Annotated in this window: 23 protein-coding genes; 12 read left to right on the top strand and 11 right to left on the bottom strand. The window is 67.5% G+C overall.

Annotated elements, in window-relative coordinates; genetic code table 11:
- Nucleotides 1-65: 65 nt before the first annotated feature.
- On the top strand, nt 66-887 hold the full coding sequence (locus tag AAHH99_RS06425) for a TIGR03560 family F420-dependent LLM class oxidoreductase (protein ID WP_418767923.1): 822 nt from the start codon (nt 66-68) through the stop codon (nt 885-887).
- Here AAHH99_RS06425 and AAHH99_RS06420 read toward each other — a convergent pair whose 3' ends face one another.
- The 4 genes from AAHH99_RS06420 to AAHH99_RS06405 are packed head-to-tail and all read right to left on the bottom strand — an operon-like array spanning nt 888 to nt 4043.
- Nucleotides 888-1769 (bottom strand): amino acid ABC transporter permease, encoded by an 882-nt coding sequence (locus AAHH99_RS06420; protein WP_418767922.1) that lies wholly within the window; start codon nt 1767-1769, stop codon nt 888-890.
- Nucleotides 1766-2449: an amino acid ABC transporter permease gene (locus tag AAHH99_RS06415; RefSeq protein ID WP_418767921.1), complete on the bottom strand. Its 684-nt coding sequence runs from the start codon at nt 2447-2449 to the stop codon at nt 1766-1768. Before AAHH99_RS06415 ends, AAHH99_RS06420 begins: the two co-directional genes overlap by 4 nt.
- 27 nt (nt 2450-2476) lie before the next feature.
- Nucleotides 2477-3298 (bottom strand): glutamate ABC transporter substrate-binding protein, encoded by an 822-nt coding sequence (locus AAHH99_RS06410; RefSeq protein WP_418767920.1) that lies wholly within the window; start codon nt 3296-3298, stop codon nt 2477-2479.
- 16 nt (nt 3299-3314) lie between these two features.
- Nucleotides 3315-4043, bottom strand: coding sequence for an amino acid ABC transporter ATP-binding protein (locus AAHH99_RS06405; protein ID WP_064395601.1), 729 nt, complete (start codon nt 4041-4043; stop codon nt 3315-3317).
- Nucleotides 4044-4200: 157 nt separating this feature from the next.
- Here AAHH99_RS06405 and miaB point away from each other — a divergent pair, with 157 nt between their 5' ends.
- Nucleotides 4201-5754, top strand: a complete 1554-nt coding sequence (gene miaB, locus AAHH99_RS06400; RefSeq protein ID WP_418769530.1) for a tRNA (N6-isopentenyl adenosine(37)-C2)-methylthiotransferase MiaB — start codon at nt 4201-4203, stop codon at nt 5752-5754.
- Nucleotides 5742-6338, top strand: a complete 597-nt coding sequence (locus AAHH99_RS06395; RefSeq protein ID WP_418767919.1) for a hypothetical protein — start codon at nt 5742-5744, stop codon at nt 6336-6338. The genes miaB and AAHH99_RS06395 overlap by 13 nt, the downstream gene beginning before the upstream one ends.
- Before the next feature lie 5 nt (nt 6339-6343).
- Here the strand turns inward: AAHH99_RS06395 and AAHH99_RS06390 are convergent, their stop codons facing one another.
- The gene (locus AAHH99_RS06390; RefSeq protein ID WP_418767918.1) at nt 6344-6781 is read right to left on the bottom strand and encodes a lipoprotein LpqH; all 438 of its coding nucleotides are present in this window, start codon (nt 6779-6781) and stop codon (nt 6344-6346) included.
- Nucleotides 6782-6860: 79 nt separating this feature from the next.
- On the bottom strand, nt 6861-8084 hold the full coding sequence (locus AAHH99_RS06385; RefSeq protein WP_418769529.1) for a DUF349 domain-containing protein: 1224 nt from the start codon (nt 8082-8084) through the stop codon (nt 6861-6863).
- On the opposite strand from AAHH99_RS06385, the gene AAHH99_RS06380 reads away from it, so the two are divergent.
- The 6 genes from AAHH99_RS06380 to hflX all read left to right on the top strand — a co-directional run bounded on the left by AAHH99_RS06380 (nt 8077) and on the right by hflX (nt 13230).
- Nucleotides 8077-8253: a hypothetical protein gene (locus AAHH99_RS06380; protein ID WP_418769662.1), complete on the top strand. Its 177-nt coding sequence runs from the start codon at nt 8077-8079 to the stop codon at nt 8251-8253. The two genes, AAHH99_RS06385 and AAHH99_RS06380, sit on opposite strands and share 8 nt — an antisense overlap.
- Nucleotides 8254-8364: 111 nt before the next feature.
- Nucleotides 8365-9240, top strand: coding sequence for a DMT family transporter (locus AAHH99_RS06375; RefSeq protein WP_418767917.1), 876 nt, complete (start codon nt 8365-8367; stop codon nt 9238-9240).
- A 10-nt stretch (nt 9241-9250) separates the two neighbouring features.
- Nucleotides 9251-9940: a hypothetical protein gene (locus tag AAHH99_RS06370; RefSeq protein ID WP_418767916.1), complete on the top strand. Its 690-nt coding sequence runs from the start codon at nt 9251-9253 to the stop codon at nt 9938-9940.
- Nucleotides 9941-9953: 13 nt separating this feature from the next.
- Entirely contained in the window at nt 9954-10862 is a 909-nt protein-coding gene (gene miaA, locus AAHH99_RS06365) for a tRNA (adenosine(37)-N6)-dimethylallyltransferase MiaA (RefSeq protein WP_418767915.1), read from the top strand.
- A 4-nt stretch (nt 10863-10866) separates the two neighbouring features.
- Entirely contained in the window at nt 10867-11739 is an 873-nt protein-coding gene (gene dapF / locus AAHH99_RS06360; protein WP_418767914.1) for a diaminopimelate epimerase, read from the top strand.
- A gap of 45 nt (nt 11740-11784) precedes the next feature.
- On the top strand, nt 11785-13230 hold the full coding sequence (hflX, locus tag AAHH99_RS06355) for a GTPase HflX (protein ID WP_418767913.1): 1446 nt from the start codon (nt 11785-11787) through the stop codon (nt 13228-13230).
- Nucleotides 13231-13302: 72 nt separating this feature from the next.
- Here hflX and AAHH99_RS06350 read toward each other — a convergent pair whose 3' ends face one another.
- Together AAHH99_RS06350 and AAHH99_RS06345 are read right to left on the bottom strand one after the other, a co-directional pair.
- Nucleotides 13303-13560 carry a CsbD family protein gene (locus AAHH99_RS06350; RefSeq protein ID WP_064395281.1) on the bottom strand — a complete coding sequence of 86 codons (258 nt, stop codon included), beginning with the start codon at nt 13558-13560 and terminating at the stop codon, nt 13303-13305.
- Nucleotides 13561-13651: 91 nt separating this feature from the next.
- Nucleotides 13652-15937 (bottom strand): molybdopterin-dependent oxidoreductase, encoded by a 2286-nt coding sequence (locus AAHH99_RS06345; protein WP_418767912.1) that lies wholly within the window; start codon nt 15935-15937, stop codon nt 13652-13654.
- A gap of 419 nt (nt 15938-16356) precedes the next feature.
- On the opposite strand from AAHH99_RS06345, the gene AAHH99_RS06340 reads away from it, so the two are divergent.
- Nucleotides 16357-18504, top strand: coding sequence for an LGFP repeat-containing protein (locus tag AAHH99_RS06340; protein ID WP_418767911.1), 2148 nt, complete (start codon nt 16357-16359; stop codon nt 18502-18504).
- Here AAHH99_RS06340 and lexA read toward each other — a convergent pair.
- Nucleotides 18501-19196, bottom strand: coding sequence for a transcriptional repressor LexA (gene lexA / locus AAHH99_RS06335; RefSeq protein WP_418767910.1), 696 nt, complete (start codon nt 19194-19196; stop codon nt 18501-18503). The genes AAHH99_RS06340 and lexA overlap by 4 nt on opposite strands.
- 219 nt (nt 19197-19415) lie before the next feature.
- Here lexA and AAHH99_RS06330 point away from each other — a divergent pair, with 219 nt between their 5' ends.
- A complete protein-coding gene (locus AAHH99_RS06330; protein ID WP_418767909.1) occupies nt 19416-19871 on the top strand; it encodes a LysM peptidoglycan-binding domain-containing protein in 456 nt (151 codons plus the stop codon).
- Between the two features lie 162 nt (nt 19872-20033).
- Nucleotides 20034-20504 (top strand): transcriptional regulator NrdR, encoded by a 471-nt coding sequence (gene nrdR, locus AAHH99_RS06325; RefSeq protein ID WP_064350988.1) that lies wholly within the window; start codon nt 20034-20036, stop codon nt 20502-20504.
- Nucleotides 20505-20523: 19 nt separating this feature from the next.
- On the opposite strand, the gene AAHH99_RS06320 is transcribed toward nrdR, so the two are convergent.
- Both AAHH99_RS06320 and AAHH99_RS06315 read right to left on the bottom strand, forming a co-directional pair.
- On the bottom strand, nt 20524-21210 hold the full coding sequence (locus tag AAHH99_RS06320) for a PhzF family phenazine biosynthesis protein (protein WP_418767908.1): 687 nt from the start codon (nt 21208-21210) through the stop codon (nt 20524-20526).
- Nucleotides 21211-21268: 58 nt separating this feature from the next.
- The gene (locus AAHH99_RS06315; protein ID WP_418767907.1) at nt 21269-22291 is read right to left on the bottom strand and encodes an alpha/beta fold hydrolase; all 1023 of its coding nucleotides are present in this window, start codon (nt 22289-22291) and stop codon (nt 21269-21271) included.
- Between the last annotated feature and the right edge of the window lie 28 nt (nt 22292-22319).

Raw genomic sequence — 22319 nt, 5'->3', positions numbered from 1 at the left:
GCTCGAGGCGTCGGTGCACAGCGTGGCCGGTTGCAATGAAATAGCCGACCGCGTAGGCACATTGCATGCAGGTATCTGTCAAGCTGGCGCCCACCTTCGACTATCCGGTCCTCGAGCGGTTCTGGCGGACGGCCGACGACCTCGGCTTCCCGGCGGTGTGGAACTACGACCACTTCTACGGTCTGGTCGATCATGCGGCACCGACCCACGAGGGGTGGACGAGTCTGGCCGCGATGGCCGTGGTCGTGCGGCGCGCCCGGGTGGGCTGCCTGGTCACCGGTGTCACGTACCGCAACCCCGCGGTGCTGGCGAAGATGGCCGTCACCGTCGACCACATCTCCGGTGGGCGACTGGAATTCGGCCTCGGGGCCGGCTGGCACGAGGGTGAGCACCGCGGATACGGCATCGACTTCCCACCGCCGGGACAGCGGGTCGCGATGGTGGATGAGGCGCTCACGGTCATCCGCAGGCTCTGGACCGAAGAGGCGGTCGACTTCACCGGCCGCTTCTTCACGCTGCAGCAGGCGCGCTGCGATCCCAAACCGCTTCAGCGTCCGCATCCACCGATCGTGGTCGGCGCCTCACAGCCGAAGATGTTGCGCGTCGCGGCAAAGCACGCCGACGAATGGAACATGCCGAGCACCTCGCCCCAGGAGTGGGCGGCGGCCAGCAGGGGGCTCGACGACGCGTGCGCGGCGGAAGGCCGTGACCCAGCGTCGATCCGACGGGGCGTGCAGTTGTTCCTGTATCCGGATCAACCCGATCAGGTCGACGCCCAGCTGGATTCCCTGACCGAGTACGACCGACTCGGCTGCCAGCACGTCGTGTTGTCCTTCTATCAGCCGCCCGACGATGAATTGCTGGCCAAATGCGCCGAACTGACCTGATCACACGGCTTTCGCGCCCGGTGCGCCTTCCTGTTCGACCGCTTCGGTCTCGAGCGGCGTGGGGCCGCGACGCGAACGTCGCATCCGCGCCTCCACCCGGGTCGCCACCCAGGACAGCGTGAAGTTCACGGTGATGATCAGCAACGCGACCACGATCAGCGCGGGCAGCAGATTGCTGTATGCGGTACCCATCTGCACGCCCTGGCGCACGAGTTCGAGGAACGTGATGATGTAGCCGATCGCGGTGTCCTTGAGCACCACGACGAGCTGCGAGATCAACACCGGCAGCATCGACGTGATCGCCTGCGGCAGAAGGATCGAGCGCATCGTCTGGCCCCAGGTCATGCCGAGGGCGTAGGCCGCCTCGGACTGTCCGCGGGGCAGGGCGTGGACGCCGGCCCGCACGATCTCGGCGATGACAGCGCCGTTATAGAGCGTCAGCCCGGTGATGACCGCCGCCAGCGCCAGATACCTGGACGGGAACATGTCGTAGGCCGCGTACAGCGCGAACGCGAACAGCATCATGATCAGAACCGGCACGGCGCGGAAGAATTCGACGATCACCGCGCACGGCCAGCGAAGAAGGCCGTGCGTGGACAGTCGACCCACGCCGAGCAGCAGACCGAGGATCAGCGCCAGCACGATCGACACCGCGGCGGCGGTCAACGTGCCTTGCACGCCGGGCAGCACGTACGTCCGCCACAGATCGGCTGTCAGGAACGGCTCCCATTTGGCCGCCGTGAGCTGATCTTTGGCCGCCATCTGCACCAATACGGCGACCAAGACGAGCGCGGTGACCACGATGACGATCGCCGACACCACCCAGTTACGGACGCGCGCCCGCGGTCCCGGCGCGTCGAAGAGAACAGAAGCGGTACTCATCTGTTGACCGCCATCCGTTTGCCGAGCCAGCCGAAGAACAGTCCGGTCGGCAGTGTGAGGACGACGAAGCCGGCCGCGAAGATCGTGCCGATGGCGAGTATCGCCGCGGTGTTTTCGATCATCTCCTTCATCAGCAGCGCGGCCTCGGCCACGCCGATTGCCGAGGCGATCGTGGTGTTCTTGGTCAAGGCGATCAGCACCGACCCGAGCGGAATGATCACGGCTCGAAAAGCCTGTGGCATCAGGATGAGTCGCAAATTCTGTCCGAACGTCAACCCCAGCGACCGGGCCGCCTCGGCCTGGCCCAGCGGCACGGTGTTCACCCCGGAGCGCACCGTCTCACATACGAACGCCGCGGTGTACAACGCCAGGCCGAGCACCGCCAGACGAAAGTTGCTGTCCTCGATGGACGTTCGCGAGTTCGGGTCAACCAGCGTGATTCCCATGGTCCCGGCCAACCCGAACGAACAGAACAGGATGATCAGCGTCAACGGCGTATTGCGCACCACGTTGACATATGACGTTCCGAGCCAGCGAAGCACCGGCACCGGTGCCAGCCGCATCGCGGCCAGCACCGTGCCGAGCACCAGCGCACCGATGCCGGAGTAGACCGTCAGCTGGATCGTCGTCCCGAACGCCTCGACGATCTGGCCGACGGTGTAGCCGGGGAGAACCTCCACATGACCTCCTAGTGCGGGGGAGGCCGGTCAGCTCTGGTTGATCTGCGGCGGCTTCGGCGCGGGAATGCCCGCGGCCCCGAGGTTGTCGTCCCAGGCCTTCTTCCAGGCGCCTTCCTGCTCCATCTTGGCCAGCGCGTCGTTGATCTGCGTCAGCAGCTCGGCATCGCCCTTCTTCAAACCGATCCCGTACCGCTCCTCGGAGAAGGTGCCGCCCACGACCTTGAACGCGCCCGGGCTCTGGGCCGCATAGCCCGCCAGGATCACCTCGTCTGTCGTCACCGCATCGATCGCGCCGTTCTTCAACGCTTCGATGCACGCCGAGTACGTGTCGTACTGCTGCAGCTGCACACCGGAGTACTTGTCCTTGATGCGTTGCGCCGGTGTCGAACCCGACACCGAACACAGCTTCTTGTTGTTCTCCAGCGACGCCTCACCGGTGATGTCGGTGTTGTCGGCGCGCACCAGCAGGCTCTGCCCCGTGATCAGATACGGCCCGGCGAAGTCGACCTTCTCCTGGCGCGCGTCGGTGATCGAGTACGTCGCGACGATGTACTTCACCTGACCGTTCTGGATCAGCGTCTCGCGCTGCCCCGAAGGGGCTTCCTTCCACTCGATCTTGTCCTCGGGATAGCCGAGTTGTTGGGCCACGTACTTGGCCACGTCGACGTCGAAGCCGCTCATGGTGCCGTCCGGATTCTTCAGTCCCAGCCCGGGCTGGTCGAACTTGGTGCCGATGACGATCGTGTCCTCGTCACCCCCGCCGCACGCGGTGGCGGACAGAGGCAGCGCGACGGCGAGCGCGAGCGCTCCCAGGACTCGCTTGGAGACGCGCTTGAATTTCAGAGGCATTGGAGATTCCTTTCGACTAGTGGTGAAGGATCTTGCCGAGAAAGTCTTTGGCGCGCTCGCTTTGCGGGTTGGTGAAGAACTGCTGGGGTTCGGCCGCCTCGACGATCGCGCCGTCGGCCATGAACACCACCCGGTTGGCCGCGCCGCGGGCGAAACCCATTTCGTGCGTCACGACCAACATCGTCATCCCGTCTTTGGCCAGCGACGTCATCACGTTGAGCACTTCGTTGATCATCTCGGGGTCCAGCGCGCTGGTCGGTTCGTCGAACAGCATCACCTTCGGGTTCATCGCCAGAGACCGCGCGATCGCCACCCGCTGCTGCTGCCCGCCGGACAGCTGCGCCGGGTACTTGTCGGCCTGGTTGGCGATACCCACCCGCTCGAGTAGCTGCATCGCCTTCTCGCGGGCCTCGTTCTTGGACTTCTTGCGCACCTTCATCGGAGCCAGCGTGACGTTCTCGAGGATCGTCTTGTGGGCGAACAGGTTGAACGATTGGAACACCATACCCACGTCAGACCGCAACTCGGCGAGCTTGCGCCCCTCCTCGGGCAGCACCTCGCCGTCGATCGTGATGGTGCCCGAATCGATGGGCTCGAGCCGATTGATGGTGCGGCACAACGTCGACTTGCCCGAGCCCGACGGACCGAGCACCACGATCACCTCGCCGCGCTCCACCTCGAGGTTGATGTCTTTGAGCACATGCAGGTTGCCGAAGTGTTTGTTGACATCCGAGATCGAGATCATGGGCACGCTTGACTGAGTCGGATCGACCTCTTTTCCGTCCGACTCGCTGGTCTTCATGGGTGCAGACCTTACCGAGGGAAGGGCATGCCTGCCCGGAACTCGACAATCCGCCCGGGTCGATGCACCGTGCGGTCCGTACCATGGGGCCGTGACTTCGATGGTGACGCGAGAGGCAGCGGCCGGGCGGGCCGTTCGCCCGCACGCGACCGACGAGTCCTCGCATGCGCCGGCGACGACCCGCACATACCAGGTCCGTACCTACGGCTGCCAGATGAACGTGCACGACTCCGAGCGACTCTCGGGGTTGCTGGAGGGCGCCGGATACCAACGCGCCGCCGAGGGCGAGGACGCCGACGTCGTCGTGTTCAACACCTGCGCTGTCCGCGAGAACGCCGACAACAAGCTCTACGGCAACATCAGCCACCTGGCGCCGCGCAAGCAGGCCAACCCGGATATGCAGATCGCCGTCGGCGGCTGCCTGGCGCAGAAGGACCGGGCAGCCGTACTGGACCGGGCGCCGTGGGTAGACGTGGTGTTCGGCACCCACAACATCGGGTCTTTGCCCACGCTGCTCGAGCGCGCCAGGCACAACAACGCGGCCCAGGTCGAGATCGTCGAGGCGCTGCAGGAGTTCCCGTCCGCGCTGCCCGCCGCGCGCGAATCCGCATATGCCGCTTGGGTGTCGGTGTCGGTGGGCTGCAACAACACCTGCACGTTCTGCATCGTGCCTGCCCTGCGCGGCAAGGAGGTCGACCGGCGGCCCGGCGACGTGCTCGCCGAGGTGCAGACACTCGTCGAACAAGGCGTGCTCGAGATCACGCTGCTCGGCCAGAACGTCAACGCCTACGGGGTCTCCTTCGCCGACCCCGCCGAACCGCGGGACCGCGGCGCGTTCGCCAAGCTGCTGCGCGCCTGCGGCGGCATCGACGGACTCGAACGGGTGCGGTTCACCTCACCGCACCCCGCGGAGTTCACCGACGACGTGATCGCCGCGATGGCCGAGACACCGAATGTGTGCCCGACGCTGCACATGCCGCTGCAATCCGGATCCGACCGCATCCTGCGGGCGATGCGACGGTCCTACCGCGCCGAGCGCTACCTCGGAATCATCGACCGCGTCCGCGCCGCGATACCGCACTCGGCGATCACGACCGACCTCATCGTCGGTTTTCCGGGTGAGACTGAGGAGGACTTCCAGGCCACGCTCGACGTCGTCGAGCAGGCGCGGTTCACCAGCGCGTTCACCTTCCAGTACTCCAAGCGGCCCGGCACCCCCGCCGCCGAGTTACCCGATCAGGTTCCCAAAGCCGTTGTGAGCGAGCGCTATCAGCGTTTGATCGACCTCCAGGAGAGGATCTCTCTCGAGGAGAACCGCGCTTTGGTCGGCCAGACGGTCGAAGTCCTGGTGGCCGCCGGTGAGGGCCGCAAGGACGCCACGACGGCCAGAATGTCGGGTCGGGCCCGCGACGGCCGCCTCGTGCACTTCAACCCGGAGCGACTCGACATCCGCCCCGGCGACGTCGTGACCACGACCGTGACCGGTGCCGCTCCGCACCACTTGATCGCCGATTCCGCCGTGCACACCCATCGGCGAACCCGCGCCGGCGACGCCCACGCCGAAGGCCGGCGCCCGCGCACCGGTGTGGGCCTGGGCATACCGGGCATCGGCGCACCGGCGACACCGGCTGCCGCGATGGGATGCACACGGTGACGGCGCCCGGCGACAACGGCTTCGAAGAGTTCAAGGGCGACATCGAGGCCGCCGAGCGGCGCGTCGCCGGCGAGATCGACCCCGGCGCACGAGCTCTGGTGATCGCCATCGGGGTGTTCGTGCTGCTGGTGTCGTTCATCCTGCCGTACACCGGCGAGGCCCGCGGGCTGGATGTGCTCCTCGGCGGTGAAACGGCGCTGCGCGAGGGGATCACCCTGCCGCTGCGCGTATTCACCTGGCTGGTACTGGTATTCGGCGTCGGCTTCTCGATGCTCGCGCTGCTGACCCGGCGCTGGGCGTTGGCCTGGATCGCGCTGGCGGGTTCGACGGTGGCGACGCTTCTCGGTTTGTTGGCGGTGTGGTCGCGCCAGACCGCCCCCGATCGCTACCCGGGACCGGGCATCGGGCTGATCATCGCCTGGATCGCGGTGGCGGTGGTGACTTTTCATTGGGCCAGGGCGGTGTGGTCGCGCACGGCGCTGCAGTTGGCCGCCGAGGAGGAACGGCGCCGGGCGGCTGCGAACCAACAGAAAAAGGGTCTACTCGACAACCTCGACGACGAGGACGGTTCGCCCGAGAGCTGACCGGGTCAGCACGCGGCGGTGATATCGAACGCCGCGGTCGCCGGCCGACGGTCGTCGTCGGCGAAGTACCCGTAGCCGGTGCCGCTTATCGTGAGTCGGCCGTCGTCGCGTGTGGCTCGCAGTTCACCGACCCCACCCGTCCATGCCGAACCGGTGAACCCCCCGAGGTCGCGGATCTTGACCACCTTGGCGTCGGGGCGGTTGTCGGTGTCGACGATGGCGGTGAACCCCGCGTCGGCGTCTCCGGTTTCGATGGTCAGCAGCCATTTCACCTTGGCGCAGCTGACGTAATACCGCTCACCGGTGGGCTCGGAGTTGATGGACACCGTCGCGGTGCCGCCCATGTCGTCGGGTGAAGGCGGCGGTGGCGATGAGCAGCCCGACAGCCCGACCGCCAGCAACACCGTAGCCGCGGTGCTCAGGGCCCTGACGTGTTCGACCATGACCGTCCTTCGGGAGTGGCGTCAAGGTAGTACCCGCAACAGTCCCGGGTCATGCCGATGTCGTCGACGCCAGCCGGGCTCAGCGGGTCTTGCCGAGCGCCTCGGCGGCCGCGTCCGCCCACTGCCGCCACTGCTCGGCGTTGGCGCGCGCCTCGGCGGCGTCCTTGTCCCGGCCGGCGGCGGCGGCCTTCTCCGCCTGACGCTCGTATTGCTCTGCGCGGACCCGGAATTGGTCGGCACGCGCCTGGGCTTCGGGATCGACACCGTGCGTCGGCGCCTCGCGGACCTTCTTCTCCACCGCGCGCAGACGCCGCTCCAGCTCGGCGCCGCGTTCGCGGGGCACCTTGCCGATGGCGTCCCACTTGTCGCCGATCACCCGCAGCGCGGCGCGGGCCGCGTCGAGATCGGAGGTGTCGATCTTCTCCGCCTCGGCCAGCAGCGCCTCCTTGGCCTCCGCGTTGGCGCGGAACTCGGCGTCGCGCTCGGCGCTGGCCGCATTGCGCGCCCCGAAGAACTTGTCCTGGGCCGCCTTGAACCGCTGCCACAACGCGTCGTCGACGTCCTTGGCCGCGCGGCCCGCGGCCTTCCATTCGTTGAGCAGTTCGCGGAACGCCGCGCTAGTGGGACCCCAGTCCGTCGAATCGGCCAATCCCTCGGCGCGCTCACACAGCGCCTCCTTGGCCTGCCGGGCGCCTGCGCGTTCGCGGTCGAGTTCGGCGAAATGCGAGCCGCGCCTGCGGTTGAACTGCTCGCGCGCCGCCGAATAGCGCTTCCACAGGGCGTCATCGGTCTTGCGGTCCAGTCCGGTGATCGTGCGCCACTCGTCGAGGATCTCCCGCAGCCGGTCGCCGGCCGCCTTCCACTGGGTGGAGTTGGCGGCGATGTCCTCGGCCTCGGCGGCAAGCGCCTCCTTGCGGGCGGTCTGCGCAGCGCGCAACTCCTCGCGCCGGGCCTTCTCGGCCTGCGCGGTCTCGTCGGCGTGGTTGATGATCGCCTGCAGCCGCTCGGCGATCGCGTCGACGTCGCCGAGCACGTGGGCCGTCGTCAGGGTCTCGGCCAGCGACTGCGCGGCCGTCTTGATCTTGCGGGCGTCGCCGGTGCCGGTCTCGAGCCGGCTCTCCATCAGCGCGACCTCGGTCTGGAGGTCGTCGAAGCGCCTGCCGAAGTGCGCGTAGGCGGCCTCGGTGTCGCCGGCCTGCCACGATCCGATGATCCGTTCACCCGAGCCGGTGATCAGCCACACCGTGCCGTCGGGGTCGACGCGGCCGAACCGGTGCGGATCGCTGGTCGGGGGCATGGCCACCGTCGGCCCCGGTCGGCCCGGCCGCGGCACGGGTCCGGGACGCGGCGGTCCGGGCCGGGGAGCGGGTTTCGGCGAGGAGGACTGGCCTCCTGGCTGGCTGGTCGTCATGTCGGTAATCCTCGTGCCCTCCGCGGCGTACCGCGTAGCTGCCGCGCAACGCGGCGCCTGATCGCTGTCCGAACGCTATTCAAACAGGTCGTCGGGGCGCGTGCGCACAGCTTTCCCCGATGACCTGCCTAGGCTCGTCGCGACAACCTACGGAAGGACTGCGATGGCCGGCATGAGCGCTGGGGTGGATCTGGCCGTCGTCCTGGCCCTGGGCGCCGCTTTGTTCGTGGCGATCGGCGATGTGATCCACCAGCGGCAGGCCCATGAGGTCGCCGACGAGCCGGTCGGTCATCTGGAGCTGTTCACGCGGCTGCTGCGCGACCGGCAGTGGTGGCTGGGCAGCTTCGTGGCCGCCGCCGGGTTCGCGTTGCAGGCCGCCGCGCTGGGCGTGGGGTCGGTGCTCCTCGTCCAGGCGATCCTGGTGACCTCGCTGCTGTTCGCACTGCCGATCCACGCCCGGCTCTCGCATCAGCGGGTGACGCCTTGGCAGTGGACGTGGGCGGCGCTGCTTGCGGCCTCGGTCGCCGTGATCGTGACGGTCGGAAACCCGACCGAGGGGGACTCTCGGGCCTCGTGGGAAACCTGGACAGCGGTGCTGGTGGTGCTCGTTCCGGCGCTGGTGTTGTGCGTGATCGGCGCCGGCATCTGGAAGGGACCCGTCAGCGCGGTGCTACTCGCGCTGGTGTCCGGAGCGTTGTGGGGGCTGTTCGCCGTGTTGACCAAGGGCGTGGTCGACCGTCTCGGGGACGGGTTCGAAGCCCTGCTGCGGACTCCCGAGCTGTACGTCTGGGTGGTCGTGGCGGTCGCGGGTACGGCGTGGCAGCAGGCGTCGTTTCGCGCCGGGTCCCTGACCGCGTCGTTGCCGACGATGACGGTGACCGAACCGGTGGTCGCCGCGGTGCTCGGCGTCGTCGTGCTGGGGGAGACGCTGCGGCCGGGCGAGGAGGGCTGGCTCACGCTGATCGTCGCGGTGGCGGTGATGGTGGTTTCGACGGCCGCGCTCGCCCGCGGCGAAGCCGCCACCGCCGCCCAGCCCGCATCGCATTAGCGTGGACGGCGTGTTGAGCGCCATCGCGATCGTCCCGTCAGCGCCGGTCATGGTGCCCGAACTCGCCGGAGGCGCCGCGCCGGAGCTGGCCGACCTGCGCGAGGCGGTGTTCACCGCGGTGGCCGGGCTTCCGTCGCGCTGGGTCGCGGTCGGGGTGGGGCCCTGCGATCAGGTCGTCGGTCCCGGTCAGGCCGGGACGTTCGCCGGCTACGGCGTCGATGTCAGGGTCGCGTTGTCTCCAGGCGGCGACGGCGATCCGGCCGCGATGCCGTTGTGCGCCCTGATCACCGGCTGGTTGCGCGGTGCGGCCCGCCCCGAGGCCTCCGCCGAGGTGCGGGTCTACAGCGACGGCCACGACATCGACGCCGCGCTGGCCCACGGCGAGCGGCTTCGCGCCGAGATCGGCGAGGCGGGCGACCCCGCCGGCGTCCTCGTCGTCGCCGACGGAGTCAACACGCTGACGCCCTCCGCGCCGGGCGGCTTCGACCCGGACTCGGCCGCCGTACAAGCCGCGCTCGACGATGCGCTGGGCGGCGGCGAGACCGCGCCGTTGACCCGGTTGCCGGCGGCGGTGGTGGGGCGGGTCGCCTTCGGGGTGTTGGCCGGGTTGGTCGGTCCCGGTCCGCGGTCGGCCAAGGAGCTGTACCGCGGTGCGCCGTACGGCGTCGGCTATTTCACGGGCGTGTGGCAGCCGCGATGAGCGCTCGGACACGATGACGCGGCCGATTGCGATCATCGGACCGACGGGGACCGGTAAGTCGGCGCTGGCGCTGGACGTGGCCGAACGGCTCGACGGCGAGATCGTGAATGCCGATGCGATGCAGATGTACCGCGGCATGGACATCGGAACCGCGAAGCTGACGGTTCAGGAGCGTCGCGGGATACCGCACCATCAGCTCGACGTGCTCGAGGTGACCGAGACCGCGAGCGTGGCCCGCTATCAGCAGTCGGCGGCCGGCGACATCGAGGCCATCCTCGATCGCGCTGCGGTGCCCGTCATCGTGGGCGGGTCGATGATGTATGTCCAATCGCTGCTCGATAACTGGACGTTCCCGGCCACCGACCCGGCGGTGCGCGCACGCTGGGAACGGCGGCTCGCGGAGATCGGAGCGGCCGCACTGCATCAGGAACTGGCCCGCGTCGACGTCGACGCTGCGGCCGCCATCCAGCCCACCGATGGACGGCGCATCGTGCGCGCGCTGGAGGTGGTCGAACTGACCGGCCGGCCGTTTGCCGCGTCGTTCCCCGCCATCGGCGCACCGCGCTGGGACACCGCCATCATCGGACTCGACTGGGCCACAGCGCTTCTCGACGACAGACTGGCTCAGCGGACCGACAAGATGTTCGCCGACGGACTCATCGACGAGGTGTGCGCGCTGCTGAAATGCGGACTGCGCGAGGGGGTCACCGCGTCGCGGGCGCTGGGTTACGCCCAGGTCCTCGCGGACCTCGACGCCGGCGGCGACGGCTCGGCGGCACGAGAGCCGACCTTCGTCGGCACTCGCCGTTATGTCCGCAGGCAACGGTCCTGGTTCCGCCGCGACCACCGCATCGCCTGGCTGGACGGCGCCGGCTCCGGCCTCGCGGAGGAGACGCTTCGGGCGTGGCGGGACGTACCCTGAACACGTGAGGTTCGCCAAGGGGCACGGCACGCAGAACGATTTCGTGCTGCTGCCCGACCTCGACTTCGAGCTGACGTTGTCGCCGGCGGCGGTGACGGCGCTGTGCGACCGGCGCCGCGGGTTGGGCGCCGACGGTGTGCTGCGGGTGACCACCGCGCAGGCCGCGCAGCGTGCCGGATTGTTCGAACAGCTGCCGGAGGGCGTCGCCGGCGACGACTGGTACATGGACTACCGCAACGCCGACGGGTCGATCGCGCAGATGTGCGGCAACGGGGTCCGGGTGTTCGCGCACTATCTGCGCGCCAGCGGCTTGGAGAGCCGCGACGACTTCGTGGTCGGGTCGCTGGCGGGTCCCCGACCGGTGGCGTTGCACCACTGGGACGCGACGAACGCCGACGTCACCGTCGAGATGGGCAACGTGAACCAGTTGGGCACCGGCGAGGCGATCGTCGGCGGCAGGCCGTTCGCCGGCCTTGCTGTCGACGTCGGCAACCCCCACTTGGCCTGCTTCGACCCTGATCTGACGTTCGAGGAGCTGACCGCTCTCGACGTGGGTGCGCCGGTGTCCTTCGACGCCGCGCAGTTCCCGGAGGGGGTCAACGTCGAGGTGTTGACCGCACCTGTGGACGGCGCGGTCGCGATGCGGGTGCACGAACGTGGTGTCGGGGAGACCCGGTCGTGCGGAACGGGCACCGTCGCGGCCGCCGTCGCCGCGTTGGCGTACTCCGGCGCGGTCACCGGCAGCCTCGACGTCCGCATTCCGGGCGGCGAAGTCTCGGTCACGGTCACCGAAGCCAGTAGTTTTTTGCGCGGCCCGTCGGTTCTGGTGGCCCACGGCGAGCTGTCCGAGGAATGGTGGGACGTTGCGCAACGTTAATTGGGGTGCATGAAAAGTGATTTCCGTGCGAATCTCTATTCGCCTATGACGTATCCCGATCCTTCTACTCACAGCGCCCCGAGCGCGGGCGAGTTGGCTCTCGAAGACCGCACGGCGCTGCGCCGCGTGGCCGGTTTGTCGACCGAACTGACCGACGTCTCCGAGGTCGAATACCGTCAGCTCCGCCTGGAACGCGTGGTGCTGGTCGGCGTGTGGACCGAAGGCAGTGCCGCCGACGCCGAGGCCAGCCTGGCCGAGCTGGCAGCGCTTGCCGAAACCGCGGGCTCGGAAGTGCTCGAGGGTGTCGTCCAGCGCCGCGACAAGCCCGACGCCTCCACCTACATCGGCTCGGGCAAGGCCGCCGAACTTCGCGAGATCGTGCTCGCGACGGGCGCCGACACCGTCATCTGCGACGGTGAGCTCAGTCCCGCCCAGCTGACAGCCCTGGAGAAGGCGGTCAAGGTCAAGGTCATCGATCGCACCGCGCTCATCCTCGACATCTTCGCCCAGCACGCGACCAGTCGGGAGGGCAAGGCGCAGGTCACCCTGGCGCAGATGGAGTACATGCTGCCCAGGCTGCGCGGTTGGGGCGAGTCGATGTCCCGGCAGGCAGGTGGCCGTGCCGGCGGCGCGGGTGGCGGCGTGGGTCTGCGTGGTCCGGGTGAAACCAAGATCGAGACCGACCGCCGCCGTATCCGCGAGCGGATGGCCAAGCTGCGCCGCGACATCAAGGACATGAAGAAGATCCGCGACACCCAGCGCAGCGGCAGGCGGCGCAGCGAGGTGCCGTCGGTCGCGATCGTGGGTTACACCAACGCGGGTAAATCCAGCCTGCTCAACGCGCTCACCGGTGCGGGCGTGCTGGTGGAGAACGCGTTGTTCGCCACACTCGAACCGACAACGCGCCGAGGAGAATTCGCCGACGGCAGGCCGTTCGTGCTAACCGACACCGTCGGGTTCGTCCGTCACCTGCCCACCCAGCTCGTGGAGGCCTTCCGCTCCACGCTGGAGGAGGTCGTCGATGCCGATCTGCTGGTACACGTCGTCGACGGATCCGATGCGAATCCGCTCGCCCAGATCAACGCTGTGCGCACGGTGGTCAACGAGGTGATCGCCGGAGCCGCTCCGGCGGCGACAGCCAATTCGGTCCACGACGGCGCTCCGGCGCCGGAACTGTTGGTGGTCAACAAGATCGACGCCGCTGACGCTTTGACGTTGGCGCAGCTGCGCCAGGCCCTGCCCGATGCGGTGTTCGTCTCAGCGCGCACCGGTGACGGACTGGAGCGTTTGCAGCAGCGGATGGCCGAGCTGATCACACCCACCGACACCGTGGTCGACGTGACGATCCCTTACGAGCGTGGCGATCTGGTCAACCGCGTGCACGCCGAGGGCCGTGTCGACGCTACCGAACACATCGCCGAGGGGACGAGGATCAAGGCCCGGGTTCCGGTTCCACTGGCGGCCGCGTTGCGCGAGTACGCGACGTTCTGAATCGTTCCTGCGAGCCTTTAAGGATGCAAAGAGGCGCAGAGGTCATGCCTCTGCGCCTCTCGCTTGAAAAATCTACCGGTCGTCCGTCGGCCGCTGCTCGGACTCCTGCCGCTTCTCGGCGGTCTTGGCCGCGGCACGCGCGCTCTCGGCTTCGGCTTCCTTCTGTGCGGCGTCGCGCTGCGCATCCGCCTTGTCCTGCTGGGCCTTACCTTCGCGATACAGGTCGTCGCGACCCGCGACCGCGCCCAGCACCTCTTTGGCCTTGCCCTTGGCGCCTTCGACGACACCCTTGATGGCCTCTTCGGGCCCGCTGTTCTTGTTGTCGGACACTGCGGCTTCCTCCTTGCCGATCGATCGGTGTGACCGTCCAGTACCCGAAACGCGGTTTCGCTAATCGGACAACTTTCATCGGTGAGAAGGCTCACAGCCCCTCGATCACCGGCGGCTCGTGTGCCCGCACCGGCGGCAGATCGCCGGTGTACTTCTCCACCTGCACCAGCACATGTGCGCCCGTGCAGCCGTGCGCAAGCGACGAGGTACCCACGTCGTCGGTCAGCACGTTCGGATTTCCGTGCGCGCACATCGAATCCGGATCGGCCGGATAGACGGGGTCGAACCAGGCCCCGGTCGACAACTGCACGACGTCGGGCCGCAGGCGATCGTCGATCACCAGGCCGGCCAGACACGACCCGCGGTCGTTGAACACCCGCACTACGTCGTCGTCGACGAGGCCGCGGACAGCGGCGTCCCGCGGATGCATCCGGATCGGCTCGCGCCCCTGAACTTTCGACTTCTGGCTGACCGCTCCGCCGTCCAGTTGACCGTGCAGCCGAGACGCTGGCTGGTTGGCCAGCAGGTGCAGGGGATAGTCGGCCGCTCGCGGGCCGCCCAGCCATTCGGCGGGTTCATACCACTTCGGGTGCCCAGCACAATCGGCGTAGTCGAAGCCGTCGATGTCGGCGGAGAAGATCTCGATCAAACCACTCGGAGTGCCGAGTCGATGGGTGACGGGATCGGCGCGGAAGTCGGCCAGCAGGGTGAGGCTCTTCTCGACAGGCAACCGCAGCCGCCCGCGCCTCCAGAACTCCTCGAACGTCGGAACGGCGAAATCGAGCTCGGCCGCCCATTTCTCGTACAGATGCGCCAACCACTGTCGCGGTGTACGGCCCTCGGTGAACTGGTCGGCGAAGCCCAGTCGATCCGCCAGCGCGGCGAAAGTCGTGTAGTCGTCGCGTGATTGGGCGAACGGTTCGGCGAGCTTGGGCATCCTCATCAGCATGGGATCGTTGCGCGACCCCGAAAAGTCGTCGCGTTCGAACGATGTCGTCGACGGCACGACGATATCGGCGTGCTTGGCCATTGCGGTCCAATAGGGCTCGTGCACAATGATTGTGTCGACGCGACCGAGTGCACGCCGCAACCGCGGGATGTTCTGGTGGTGGTGAAACGGGTTACCGCCGGCCCAGTACACCAATCTGATGTCGGGGAAGACCAATCGTTGCCCGTTGTAGTCGAACTGCTCACCGGGCCGCAACAGCAGATCGCTGATCGCTGCAACCGGAATGAACGTCCGCACGGGATTGATGCCCTGTGGAAGCCTTGGCAGTCCGGTCCGCAGCGGCGGCAGGCCGGGCTCGTTCATCGAGCCGTAACCGTGCCCGAATCCGCCACCCGCAAGGCCGATCTGCCCCAGCATGGCGGCCAGCGTCAAACCCATCCACGGCGCCTGTTCGCCATGCCGCGTCCGTTGCAGTGACCAGCTGACCGTAACGATCGTGCGGTGCTTCGACATTCGCCGGGCCAAGTGGATCAAGTCGTCGGCGGGTATGCCGGAGATCGCCGACGCCCACCGCGGAGTTTTCGGCACGCCGTCGTCCGCTCCGAGGAGATAGTGCTCGAAGTGTTCATAACCGGTGCAGTACGTGGCCAGGAAGTTTCGGTCGGCCAGCCCCTCTGTGGCCAGCACGTAGGCGAGCGCGAGCATGATCGCCACGTCGGTGCCGGGCACCGGCGCGAACCATTCACGCTCACCGTCGACGTCGTCGCCCAGAGGTGAGAACGACACGATCTGTCCGCCGCGAGCTCGATAACGTCGCAGCGCATCGCGCGCCGGATGCGCGGTGGTCCCACCGTGGTTGATCGCCGTGTTCTTCAGCGCCAGCCCGCCGAAGCACACGAGAAGTTCGGTGTGCTCGACGATGACGTCCCAGGCGGTGGACCGCTTGAACAGGTCGTCGTGCGTGCCGACAACACGCGGCATGATCACTCCTGTCGCGCCGAGGCTGTAGGAGTGACGGGAAAACGTGTAGCCGCCAAGGAGATTCAGGAAGCGGTGGACCTGGCTCTGGGCGTGGTGAAATCGGCCCGCGCTTGACCAGCCGTATGAACCGCCGAAGATCGCCTCGTTACCGTGCGCGTCGACGACACGGCGCAGCTCGTCGGCGAGCAGTTGTGTCAGCTCGTCCCACGTGACGGCGACGAACTCGTCGTTACCGCGCCGAATGGTCGGACCCGGTCCGTCGCGCAACCAGCCGCGGCGTACGGCGGGTGTGGCTATCCGTGAGCGGTGCCGAAGCGATCCCGGCAGATTGCCCAGCAGCGGTGAGGGGTCCGCGTCGCCCTCGACGGGTCTGACCGCGTAGATGTCGCCGTCTCGCATGTCGGCGGCGAAGGCTCCCCAGTGCGTCAGGCTGACCGGGGCAGGCATGGCGTCAGTCTAGGTGCGGGCACCGGCTGCCCGGTCCGGCCGACGAACCGGGCGGTTATACATCGACGCCCACGGATAGCGAATGGCAATTCGGCCGCAATCGTGTGCACACGTCGTCGATCGCACGAGACATTGCCTGGTAGCTACCAATATTTGTGCAAATACTTCGCGAATGTCCGCCATTCCCGACTGTTGCGTGCAAACTAATTGCTGCGCTGCCAACGAAACCGCGGTGGCAAATTGGGGGATGCGGTCGGGATTAATCGAGGCGGCACGGCGGGGTTATCCACAGCGAATGGAGTATCGGCAGGTATTTTCATCCGAAGATCGGCGTGTTCGTTGGTTATTGGCGTCTGACGACAGATAGAGGACGGGTGCGAAAAATTCGAGCGAAATTTCGTACCGACCTGGGAGGTCGAATGATCGGGCAGGACAGCCGGGGCACCACGGTGTTGGGCCGGATCGCGATCGGTCTGCTCGTGGGCGCCGTGGCCCTACTGTTACCGCCGGTGGCGAGCGCCTCACCGGAATCCGATGCCGCCAACGCCGCGATCACCGCGGCCTGGGACGGCAGCGGCGGTGACGGCGGCCCGCTGGGGCCCAGGCAGGGCGACGTGTACGCGGTGGGCGACGGCTTCGCGCAGAACTTCGCAGGCGGCAAGATCTTCTTCACACCCGATACAGGCGCTCACATCATGCGCGGCGCGATCCTGGAGAAGTACGAATCGCTTGGCGGCCCGGCCGACAGCGACCTGGGATTCCCGACCATGGACGACGGACCCGGGCGGGCGCCCGGCAGCTTCAACGTCACGTTCAGCGCCAGCGACAACCCGGTGATCTTCTGGACCCAGGACACCGGCGCGCGTGTGGTCCGGGGACCGATCAACGCGGCATGGGACAAGTTGGGCGGTTCCAGCGGACCGCTCGGTGTGCCCGCCGACGACGAGACCTACCGCGGCGATCTGATCACCCAGAAGTTCACCGGCGGCGAGATCACCTACAACACCCGCGACAAGACGTTCACCACCGTGCCGCCCGACCTCGCCGGGCAGTTGGCGGACCTGCAGATCCCCGGCGACGCGACGTCGGCGATCAACGCGGCACGCCGCGCGGCGGGAGGTCCGCTGGGTCCGCTCGGCGCCGCGGAGGGACCGCCGTACCCGATAGGCGACGACGGTCTGGCTCAGAACTTCGCCGGCGGCAAGATCTTCTACAGTCCCGCGACAGGGGCGCGAGTCGTCACCGGTCAGGTCCTGGCCAAGTACGAAAGCCTCGGTGGACCCGAGGGGGATCTCGGATTCCCGATCGCCAGTGAGACCGACGGCGGGTTGCCCACCGCGAGCCGGATGGTGCGCTTCGCCGCCGACGACAAACCGGTGATCTTCTGGACGCCGGACCACGGCGCGGTCCTGGTGCGCGGCGCGATGAGTGCGGCGTGGGACAAGCTCGACGGCGCCGAGGGGACGCTCGGCGCACCGATGGCCGACCAGTCCGAGAAGGGCGACGTCATCACGCAGCGGTTCACCGGCGGCGTGGTCAACTGGAATCGGTCGACCGGTGAGTTCAGCACCGAGCCGCCCAACCTCGCGACCGAGTTGGCCGGCCTCGAGGTCCCCGCCGAGCAGGGCTCCGATACGCCCGGCACGCCGCGCGCTTCGGACTCCGGTGGTGACGGGAACTGGTTCGCCTTCAGCTGGTGGTGGCTGCTGGCGATCGTGCCGGTGCTCATCCTCGTGGGCCTGGTGGCGTTTGCGAGCCTGCGAAACCGGCGTCGTAGCGACGTCGATCGACCCGGTCCCGTCGAGGACCACTACGACGACTCGTACGGTGCGGAGGCCGAACAGGCCTACAGCACACTGGGCTCGGGAGCAGCGGGGTCGAGCGGTGGTGATCCGTCCGCGGCGATGTTCGGCGATCGGTATGCCACTGAGGGTTTGGGCGCGTTGTCTGCGTCAGGGGAGTCGGGCTCGGCGTCATCGGCCAATCCCTGGGAGGCGCCGTCGCCGGACTTCGGTGATGCCTCGGACAGGTCGGCATTCGCCGCGGGTGAGGAGAACCCGGATAACGTCGACACCGCGCCGACACGGATACCGAGTTCCGGGGAGGCTGGCATCGCCGCGGAGCGCTTGGCTGCCGGCGCGGGTGAGACCGCCGGCGAGCAGGACGGTGCGCCCGAAGAGCGCGACGCCCTACCCGAAGAGCGTGACGCACTGCCCGAAGAACGTGACGACGAGCTGTACGCGGCGTTCGAGGAGCCCGATATGGGGTTCGAGGAACGCGATATACCCGCCTTGCCAGTGGAACGCGAACCTCCGCAACGGGATCCGCTGACCGACACGGGCCGTCACGCCAAGATCGTCATCGACGAGCCGGAAGTGCCCAGCCCGGCGTTCCGTCTTCCGTTCGGTGACTCCGGGCAGGCGCCCGAGGGTTACCCGATCAAGGCCGACACCCAGTCAGGGCTCTATTGGCTTCCCACCTCGGCCGCCTACGACGAGGTACAAGCCGAAATCTGGTTCTCCAGCGAGGAATTCGCGCGCACGAACGGTTTCGTCCGAGCCGACTAGATCTTCCGTATGACGGTGACGACCTTTCCCAGCACCGCGGCGTCGTTACCTGGTATCGGATCGAAAGCCGGGTTGTGCGGCATCAACCACACCTGTCCGCGCGTACGTTTGAACGTCTTCACCGTGGCTTCGCCGTCGATCATCGCGGCCACGATGTCCCCGTTGTCGGCGACGTTCTGCTGACGCACCACCACCCAGTCGCCGTCGCAGATCGCGGCGTCGACCATCGAGTCGCCGACGACCTTGAGCAGGAAGAGCGAGCCCTCGCCGACCAGTTCGCGCGGCAGCGGGAAGACGTCTTCGACGGCCTCCTCGGCCAGGATCGGCCCGCCGGCGGCGATGCGCCCGAGCACGGGCACGAACGTCGGCTCCGGTAGGGCATCGGATCCGGCGACGTCGGTGGCGACGATCGGAGTCACGTGGTCGTCGGCGCCGCGCACGTCGACGGCGCGCGGCCGGTTGGGGTCTCGCCGCAGGTAGCCCTTGCGCTCCAGCGTGCGCAGTTGATGCGCGACCGAGGAAGTGGAGGTCAAGCCGACCGCATCGCCGATCTCCCTGATGCTCGGCGGGTAGCCACGGTTGGTGACCGATGCGCGGATCACGTCGAGGATGGTGCGCTGACGCTCGGTGAGTCCAGAGTCCACAGATCTGGCCCCGCCTGTGCCGTCCGGATTATCGCTGCTGGAGTCCATGCCGCCGAATGTAACCCGCGGCACTCGATTAATCAAACATGTGTTCGAGGCGTGTCGGAGTCGGGATACGTCTGGAAGTCGCGAGAATCGCACATCGATTTTCTGTCGGTGGCCTGTCCTATCGTTTCACAACAGTTCGATCACACGTTCTATCTTTCGAACATGTGATCGACTATCTTCGAACACAAGAGCGAAAGCAGCGGATCGGAAGGTAGGCAGATGACCGTTCTCGACACCCACGAATTCCAGGCCCCGCGCGTGGTCAGGACCGGTATCCGGCCTGCAGGCGCCCGTCGTCGGCATCCTTCGGCGACCCGACCGAGCGGAGCGGCGGTCCGCTACCGCGGAACCGGAGTGCTGGTGTCGCGCGCATCGCACCGGCGGCGACCGATCACCCCCGCCACCACGGTGCTCCTATCCTTGGTCGCGGCGGGAATCACGATGTGGCTCGGCCTGGTCGCGCAGTTCGGCGGCGTCGTGGGCACCACCTCGACCGCGGTGCCGGAGCGCCTCGCGGTGGTGCAGGTCCAGACCGGCGAGAGCCTGCAGCACGTGGCCATGCGCGTGGCCCCCGATGCGCCCGTGAGCCAGGTGATGGAGCGGATCAGCGAGCTCAACCAGCTCGACTCGCCCGCGCTGGACGCCGGCCAGACGCTGATCGCGCCGGTCGGCTGACGGTTACCGGCCGCCGGCCAAACAGCTTGCTGCGCAGACATGTTCACCGACAATTCGGCCGACTATGTGCCCTTCAGCCCGGTGCTGGGCTTTCGCAACCCGCCGCGGGTACGCTCGGAGAGGTTCGAGTTAGTCCTCTGTTGGCGCGGCGAAGGAGCGGTGATGCACTGTCCGTTCTGCCGTCACCCGGATTCGCGCGTGGTCGACTCGCGGGAAACCGACGAGGGCCAGGCCATCCGGCGGCGGCGTTCATGCCCGGAGTGCGGACGCCGGTTCACCACGGTCGAGACCGCCATCCTGGCCGTCGTCAAGCGCAGCGGTGTCACTGAGCCGTTCAGCCGCGAAAAGGTCATCAAGGGAGTGCGCCGGGCGTGCCAAGGCAGTCAGGTCGACGAGGACGCGCTGAACCTGCTGGCACAGCAGGTCGAGGACACCGTGCGCGCCGCGGGATCGCCCGAGATCCCCAGCCACGAAGTGGGACTCGCCATCCTGGGGCCGCTTCGCGATCTCGACGAGGTGGCCTACCTGCGCTTCGCCTCGGTGTATCGCGGATTCACCTCGGCCGAGGATTTCGAGCGCGAAATCGAGGCGCTGCGAGCGCATCGGAATTCGCCGCAGCCGACGGCCAGCTGACTGGCTGTCTAAGGTCCACTCAGTCGATCTGCTTGATGCCGTCGTTGACGACACGGCCGGCGACACGCACCCAACCCTCTGCGCTCCACTTGGTATAGATGTGCGAGCCCTTACCCTGCACGATCGTCAGGTCCCGACTGAGGTAGTCGGTGATTCGAACGGCGGCGGCGCCGGTGGCCTCGTCTTCGGGCACACCAAGATCGGTCGCGAACATCCGTGACCGCAACTCACCCTTGTCCCGGTCAATCCACGTCCACAGATAGTGATTGATGTCGTCGGGGTAATCCGACGGGTCGAGCGCCAGGAGTTCGTCGACGGAGCCGATGTCGTGGACGGCGAACTCGGGTGCCCACTCCGCACGGGCCTGCACGGAGGTCAGGCCGTCATCGTGGGCAACTTGGACGATGCCGGCCGGGACCCGCAACGTGTGGACCGGAGTGCCCTGCTCGCGAAGCCACCACGCCGCGCCGACAGTGGGGTGTCCGGCGAACGGCAGCTCGACGACCGGAGTATGGATACGCGCGTGCGCCGTGCTCGTACCCGGGGTGGGCAGGTCGACGAAAATAGTTTCGCTGTAACCCAATTGGGTGGCTATCCGCTGGTGATCGTCGGGGTCCACGGTGCTGGCGTCGACGACACCGAGTGGGTTTCCGTGATTGCCGTCAGGGTCGGCGAAGACTCGCAACACCGTCACATCGATGGCCATGGGCCCGATGCTACTTCGTATTAGCGTGCCGTTGGCCGGGTCGCTGCGCGCAGGACGCTCAGGTCGCGCTGCGCTCGTCGGTTTCCATCGCGTCGAGCACCGCGACCCGAGTGTGGGCCGATCCGGAGATCGTACCTTCGGTGATCCCCGCCCGCAGCAGCCCGCGCAGGTATTCCTGGTCGTAGACGGCCGGTTCGGAGCTGTCGATGAACTTCTCGACCACCTCGACGAAACGGTCCGGGTCGTCGTGGAAGGGGAAATGGCCGGAGCCGTCGAAGATTTCCAACTGCGATCCCGGCATCGCGGCGTGCGCCATCCGGGCGTGGCTGACCGGGATCACGGCGTCGCAGCTACCCCAGATCAGCTGAACAGGAACCGATTGCGTCAGGTAGCAGCGATCCAGCATGGTCACCACCTGACCGCGCCAATCGACCACAGCGCGCAGCGTGCGGGCGAACGCTGACGACGCGGTCGGTTCGGGCAGGTCGTTGAGGATGCGCAACACCTGCGGCAGGTCGCGACCGAGGCCGGTCGAGCCGAACATTCCGCCGGCGACGCGGCCCACGGCCTGCACGGCAGGCAGCACGAACGGCAACCGCAGCAGCGCCAGCGCCTCACTGCCCAACGGCAGGGAGGCGAAGCGCAACGCGATGTTGACATCTTTGGTGACCCCACCGGCGCCGACCAGGATGAGCCGATCGACCAACTGCGGGAACTGGTACGCGAACTGCATGGCCACCCCGCCGCCCAGCGAATGCCCGATGACCGTGACGTGGTCGATGTCCAGGATGCTGAGCAGGTCGCGCATCCCATTGGCATAAGCGGCGACCGAATAGTCGGCACGGGGTTTGTCGGACTTGCCGTGGCCCAACAGGTCCGGTGCGATGACGGTGAATCGCTGCGCAAGCTTCGACTGAACCGTCTCCCACGTGGTGGAGTTGTCACCGATTCCGTGGATCAGCAGGATCGCTGGCCCCGAACCGGCCACCCGGTACGCGCGCCGGTAACCGTGGATGGTGCGAAACTGCAGGACGGGTGTGAGGTCCCGTACGGGGCGAAGATTCGGCTTTCGCGGCGGCATTGCGTCAACTTAGCGGGCCGCCGCGCAC

The sequence above is a fragment of the Mycobacterium neumannii genome (assembly GCF_048452905.1).
GTDB lineage: Bacteria > Actinomycetota > Actinomycetes > Mycobacteriales > Mycobacteriaceae > Mycobacterium > Mycobacterium neumannii_B.
Note: the sequence above shows the minus strand (reverse complement) of the source record. Positions and strands in the feature narration are given on the sequence as shown.